6 protein-coding genes and 1 pseudogene are annotated in these 6,503 nt (G+C 32.3%); all 7 read right to left on the reverse strand.

Going from position 1 to position 6,503, the window contains the following annotated elements; translation table 11 throughout:
- Window positions 1–333: pseudogene (locus Q0V08_RS09870) on the reverse strand (hypothetical protein); the annotation flags it as partial.
- Between the two features lie 12 nt (window positions 334–345).
- Window positions 346–1,422 carry an FtsX-like permease family protein gene (locus tag Q0V08_RS09875; protein WP_297434356.1) on the reverse strand — a complete coding sequence of 359 codons (1,077 nt, stop codon included), beginning with the start codon at window positions 1,420–1,422 and terminating at the stop codon, window positions 346–348.
- Window positions 1,423–2,742 carry an HlyD family efflux transporter periplasmic adaptor subunit gene (locus tag Q0V08_RS09880; RefSeq protein WP_297434357.1) on the reverse strand — a complete coding sequence of 440 codons (1,320 nt, stop codon included), beginning with the start codon at window positions 2,740–2,742 and terminating at the stop codon, window positions 1,423–1,425.
- Window positions 2,743–2,751: 9 nt separating this feature from the next.
- Window positions 2,752–3,984, reverse strand: a complete 1,233-nt coding sequence (locus Q0V08_RS09885) for a TolC family protein (RefSeq protein WP_297434359.1) — start codon at window positions 3,982–3,984, stop codon at window positions 2,752–2,754.
- Window positions 3,899–4,654 carry a CpsB/CapC family capsule biosynthesis tyrosine phosphatase gene (locus Q0V08_RS09890; protein ID WP_297434361.1) on the reverse strand — a complete coding sequence of 252 codons (756 nt, stop codon included), beginning with the start codon at window positions 4,652–4,654 and terminating at the stop codon, window positions 3,899–3,901. Before Q0V08_RS09890 ends, Q0V08_RS09885 begins: the two co-directional genes overlap by 86 nt.
- The gene (locus Q0V08_RS09895) at window positions 4,648–5,478 is read right to left on the reverse strand and encodes a CpsD/CapB family tyrosine-protein kinase (protein WP_297434362.1); all 831 of its coding nucleotides are present in this window, start codon (window positions 5,476–5,478) and stop codon (window positions 4,648–4,650) included. The genes Q0V08_RS09890 and Q0V08_RS09895 overlap by 7 nt, the downstream gene beginning before the upstream one ends.
- Window positions 5,468–6,211: a Wzz/FepE/Etk N-terminal domain-containing protein gene (locus tag Q0V08_RS09900; RefSeq protein ID WP_297434364.1), complete on the reverse strand. Its 744-nt coding sequence runs from the start codon at window positions 6,209–6,211 to the stop codon at window positions 5,468–5,470. Before Q0V08_RS09900 ends, Q0V08_RS09895 begins: the two co-directional genes overlap by 11 nt.
- Window positions 6,212–6,503 lie beyond the last annotated feature (292 nt).

The following is a 6,503-nucleotide window of genomic DNA, read 5'->3' on the forward strand; positions in this document are numbered from 1 at the left end:
AATATATCCTAGATAAATAAAAAAAATCATATAAAAATAACTTTCATTTATTTTTAATAAAGTAAAATATGACAATCCTAAAAATAAAACAAATTCTTTATTAATTCTATACTTATTTTTTAATAATAAATATAGAATTAATACTTGAAGTATTGTAAAATTTAATTTTAGCATAATATTAATAATACTCATTAAATTATCAGTTAATATATTTAATATAATTTCTGTAAAACTAAAAATATAAAAAAATATTTTTAATAAAATATTCGAGACTATATATTCCTCTGCATTTTTTTTTATATTTATTATTTGATTTACTTCAAACCTTTCCATTTCATCTCCTTCTTAAATTTTCAATGCTTCTACTATCTCTATATCCCCAATTTTTTTAACTGGGTAGATTCCAAAGAGTAGTCCAACACCCATTGTAAGAACAAGCGCTCCTCCCATTTTAAAAATATTAAAATATGGTGGTATTTTAAGTATAACCCCAACTAAATATGATGAGAAAATTCCAACTCCCACTCCAAATGCTCCACCTAATACCACTACCATTATAGCTTCCATTAAAAATATCCCTTTTAAAGTTCTCCTATCCATACCCATAGTACGCAGTATTCCTATGTATGATCCTCTTTCACGCACAGAAGCAGCAATTAGATTTAACACTCCAATTCCTCCAACTGTTAAAGCAATAAAAGAGAGGATAAATAGGCTTTTACTTACAAAACCTCTTATCCTCTCCACTTTCCTATAGACATCTGGCGTTTCTAAAATCCTAACCTGGTCGTACCCAAACCGAGACCTATTAAGCTCTCGAAGTATCACTGGTATATATTCCACCACATCCTCATCTTGTGGAAAGGAGACAACTAAGGTATTGTACGTTCTCCTTCCAAAGATTCTTTCAAAAGTTTCATCACTTAATATGACTCTGTCCCCTATTTTCATGGTTTCAAAGGGGCTCTCCTCTTGATACAAATCCCTAACTATAAAATTCCTTTTTCCAATATCAGTTGCTAACTGTACTTTTTCCCCTACTTTCCTATTTAAGAACTGTGTTTTATCTAATACTACCTCTCCATCCCTCAGAATCGGTAGATTCATAGCTCTTAAAGCTTTTTTGCTATATCCCCTAAATAATGTATTTTCAACTAGCCCTCTCTCCTCAGGAAAAACTCCAAACTCCACAAAAGGTAGTCTTTCTACAATTTGCAGATCCCTTTTACTAAGAGTTCCTCCCCCTATAAGAATCCTATTTCCTCCTATAGCTGAAAGATCACTATCTATTATATTTTTTGCTGCGTCACCTAGTGATATTGTCATAACCAGTGCTGATGTTGCCACCACCACAGAGATAATAGGAAAAAGTGCTCTTGTTATATTTCCCGTGAGAAATCTATAGCCCATCCAAAATTTCATTTAACTCACAGCCTTTACTCTTTCACCACTATTTACTTTAAATGGATTTATTACAACCTCTGTTCCCAGTGGCAGATTTAAAACTTCATAATCTGTTGATGTTTTAGCTCCTAATTTTACCTCTGTCTTACGAACTCTTCCATCTTCAACTGTATACACAAAGTTTTTATCTCCCTCCTCTATTACAGAGAAAGAACTTACTGTTGCTACACTTCTTGTGGATTCATTGCTAATTTCCACATCCGTTATAAATCCAGGTTTTAAATTATTCTCTTGAGTAATTTTTACCTCTACCTCTATAACCTTATCTTTTTTTCCACCTAAAATACTTTCACGAGCTACACTAGAAACTCTAGATACAACTCCCTCATAAGTTAAGTCTCCTTCTGATGATGAACTTCTCACTATAGCTTTTTGCTTTGGAGAAACACTATTAGCTTGATACATTGGCACTTCAACTTTTACTGTACTCTCTCCCTTCGGTGATATAGATAATAATCTTTGTCCACTTTGCATATTACTTCCCTCTACTACATCTATTGCTGTAATAACTCCTGCCACAGGAGCTTCAAGTGGTTTTTTTAGCTGTTCAGCACGACGAACTAAAATCTCATTATTTAATTGTAGTTTCTCTAAGCTTGATTTTAACTTAGCTTCCTCTATCTGTAGTTCTCTAGTTAAACTTTCAAAACTCACAGCTGATAGTTCAAACTTTTGTCTATTAAGATCTAAATTCGTTTTTAAATCTTCTAGCTCAACCATCTTTTTATCAGCTTCAGTTATAGCTCTATTTGCTTCTGTACTAGAGACCCCATCAGCAGCTAGTAGTTTTTTATAAGCTTCAGCTTTATCTCTTAAAGTTCTAGCCTCGGCTGTTATAACTGGAAGACGTCTCTCATCCCCTTTTATCTTTTCCTCTAAGTTTTTCATCTCAAGTTTTCTATTATCTAGCTCTAACTTTAGTGATCCCCCTTCAAGGTCAGCTATTCTAAGACCAATATCCTTTATATCTAGCTCATTTATACGTAACTCTTTATCATTTTCAATTACACTCTTTATACTAAAAGTCAATAATCTATCTCCGGCTTCCACCTCTTGTCCAACTCTTGCAAAGATAGACTCAATTAGTGATGGAGCTTCTATATAAACTGGGACAACATCTCCTGGTGCAACTATTCTTGCATAAAGCACAGAGCTTGATAGATTCCCAATCTCAATTTTTGAAACTTTAACCTCTTTTCCAGATATTTTATTTAAAACAACATATCCTCCAATAGCTAGCACTGCAATCACAGCACCAATCACAATTTTCTTGTTCATAAATCTCCCCTATTTATAAAGATTCTCATACTCTATCACTGCTAAAACCAGTGATCTTTGAAGTTTATAATAATCCTCTTCAGCTGTTCTCAATTGATTTACTGAATTTAGATAATCAAAAGTTGTAACTAATTCATTATCATATCTCAAGTTATCAATTTTTAGATTTTCTCTTAGTAGCTCCACTCTTTTCTTTTGAGCTTCACTCTGTCCAGCTAATGATTCTATCTCTCCAAGCTTGTTTCTCATATCTAACTCTATCCCTTGGATATTGTTATCATATTTTATTTTAGCTTGCTCAAGAGCAAATTTTTTCTGATTTACAGTATCTAGTGTTCCACCCCATTCAAATCTATAATGGAATCCAACTTCAATTATCCCCTCATTCCTACTAACAAGTTTATCACCAACTCTCTCTTTAAATTTATGAGATGGCTTTACATAAAATGCTGGATAAAGATCTGCCTTTGCTATTTTCACATCATACTCAGCTATATCTACCATTAAATTTTGAGTTTTTCCTAAAGTTGTATTTTTAGGATCTTTAACTTTTTTAATAGTTCCAATCGATTTTAAATAATCTATAGCATTAAACTCATCTAACGTTATAGCTTTATCTAAATCATATCCAAGTAGTTGCATTAAAGTCTCTTTAGATGCTCTTTCTCTTTGAGCATTTTGAAGATTTAGTGCTCTATTATTTTCTATGTCCGCTTCAACTTTTAAAACTTCAGACTTTGGTATCATCTTATTTTCTTTATATAACCCATCAAGTCTATTACGTTGTTTTTGTAGTGCTAATATTGTAGATTCAGTAATCTCATACTGTTTTTTATAATTAAGAGCTTTGAAATATTCATCTACTGAGGCCTCTTGCCAAGTATAAACAGATAGCTTTGAGTTTTCCTTTGCTAATTCTAATTCACTTTTAGATTTTTTATACCCATACATCATTCTTCCCCCTTGGAAGATTGGTATATATGCCTCTACCTCTTTAAATCCTACACCTTCATCTTTTACAATTTGCCAGTCTTCCTCAGTGGAAAAATTAACTGGAGGAAGTATAAGATTTTTAAGCGCCTTATTTTTTCCCTTCTCTTTTATCTTTACATCTAACTCTTTAACTCTAACCTCTGGATTGTTACTTTCAACTCTATTAAGAATCGCTTCTAACCCAAGTCCCTCTGAGTATGTTCCTAATGAAAAAGCTAAAAATCCAGCTATTAGATTGTGTTTCCTCATTCCCCTTTTCCTCCTTTGCTAGCTTAGTAAAGCTAGTCATTCTCCCTATCCTTTTCTCTCCAATCAACTTTCTTAGATTTTCTAAATCACATAGACTATAGCCCCTTCTCTTTATCCTATGTGCATCACTTCCTAAAAAAGCTATATTTCCATCTTTCAGCAGTCTAACTATGTGTTTAGGTTTTTCCCCACCTATATTTACTTGAAGTTTACATCCTAATCTTTTCAACTCCATAAGATCACTTCCTCTGAAGTGATTATATCTCTCCACATGTGCTACCACTGGAATATATCCCATATCTATAACTTTTTTTATCATATGTTTTCCTACACTTGGTAGTGTATATGGTGAAAATTCCACTAAAAGATATCTGCCCTCTATTGTGTTATATCTTTTTTCTCCCAATGTTTTTGAGATATTCTCATCTAGATATATCTCATTTCCTCTATGTAACTTTATATTTAAATTAAGGTTCTGACACTTCTCTTTTAATATTTTAAAGTTTACATCATAATCATTGTTACAAAATCTCCCTTTTCCATAGTGAGAGGTTAAATAAAACTCACTAAAACCTAACTCCATCCCCTTTTTAATCATCTCAATAGATTCATCTAAAGTTTCTGGTCCATCATCTACTCCAAAGAGTAAATGACTGTGGATATCTACCATCTTTTCCCCTTTTGATCCCCACTTAGTTGCCTCTTATAATCTCTTTTTAATTTTTCAATAAATCCCTTAAACCCTTTTTGAGGCTTATATGCTCTAGCAAGAGTTTCCCCTTCCTCTGTATAATAATCCTTGTAATATGAGTAGTTATTGTTATAATATCCATAGTTTCCATATGACAATCCATTTTTATCAACTTTATTTACAACAAAACCATACATATTAGCCTTTGCATTGTTTAACATTGTTTTTCCAAACTCTAACTCACGCTTAGCAACTTGATCATATGCCACAACATAAACAACTCCATCACAATGCTTTGACAGTATTGCTGCATCGCTTGCTACAATAAGTGGTGGTGTATCTAAAACTATTGTGTTGTACTCTTTTTTCAAGCTATCTAAAAGAGTTTTCATCTTATCCCCTAAAAATAGCTCTGTTACATTATGAGCTACATTTCTTGTAGGAAGAATATCTAAATTCTTTTCAACCTCTCTTAAAATTACATCTTGTACTTGTTCTTCTCCAGAAAGAACTGATTCTAATCCGTTATTAAAGCTAACTCCAAAACTTTCATGAGCTCTAGGTCTTCTAATATCGCAATCTATAAGTAGTACTTTTTTACCAGTTATTGCTATACTCATGGCATAATTAGAAGCTATAGTGCTCTTTCCCTCTTTTGGTGTTGTACTTGTAACAAGCACTGTTCTCTCCCTTTCCTTCTCATTTAAAAAGTGCAGGTTTGTTCTAATAACTCTAAGAGCTTCATTCATCTCATGGTTATTGGCATCTTTAAAAAATAGTTGCCTCTTAGTTCTATTCTCCATCTTTACCTCCATCAACTAGAGAAAGATTAAAATCTGGAACCATTCCAAGCATAGATGTTCCTAAAATTTTCTCTATATCTTTTGGTTTACGCAATTTACAGAAGAAAAACTCCACTATAAATGCGACCATACATCCTATCATAAGTGATAATACTGCTGATATTACAATTATAAGTCCTCTCTTTTTAGGTAACGCTTCTTTTGGAATCTCAGCTAGTTCAACGACCTTTATATTTTGAAAGTTCATAACCTCACGAACTTTTAACATAAACTCATTTCCAATCTCATTTACCACTGCTGCTGCTAATGCTGCATCTCCATTTTTATACGTTAATTTTAAAAATTCTGTATTTCCAACAGGCTCTATTATTACATTTCCTTGTAGTTCATTCAAACTAGCTAGTAAGTCATATTTTTTTATTACGTTGCTTAGAATTACTTTACTTTTTGCTATTTCTGCATAAGTTGTTACAAGTTTCTGATTTACTGATAACTCACCACTTTCTAGTGAACTCGCACTAAAGTTTCTACCACTTGATACCATCATTGTTATCTCAGCTTTATATACAGTTGGTCTAGTTATTGCAAAGAAAACTCCCAGTGCAAAAACTGGCGCAGCTATCAATACTATTAATTTCCATCTTCTTAAAAGCGTAAATACAAGATCCATAAGATCTAGTTCCTCTTCATCTTCATAGAAATCATCTTCGTAAAAATCCTCTTTTCTCCTCATCCTTCTCCCCATATTTAAATAAATTTCATACATTTTAGAATACTATATTTTTTTTCAAACCTTTCTACTATTCATGTATTTCATATTTTTAATACATCAAAAGTCTATTTCTCTACATGAAGTATCATAGAAAAAAGCTGCCCTTCTGAACAGCTTTTCCTCACTTCTTAATTATTAATAATTATTTTCGTGTTGCTTTCAGTGTTTCTTAAATAACTTTTTTATTTCTAAATTTTCTTATTTGTAGCTGTATGGTGTATTTTGGCTACTTGTTAAAACTACTGCTCCTGTA

Origin of the sequence: uncultured Cetobacterium sp. (assembly GCF_947038635.1) — a bacterium.
GTDB lineage: Bacteria > Fusobacteriota > Fusobacteriia > Fusobacteriales > Fusobacteriaceae > Cetobacterium_A.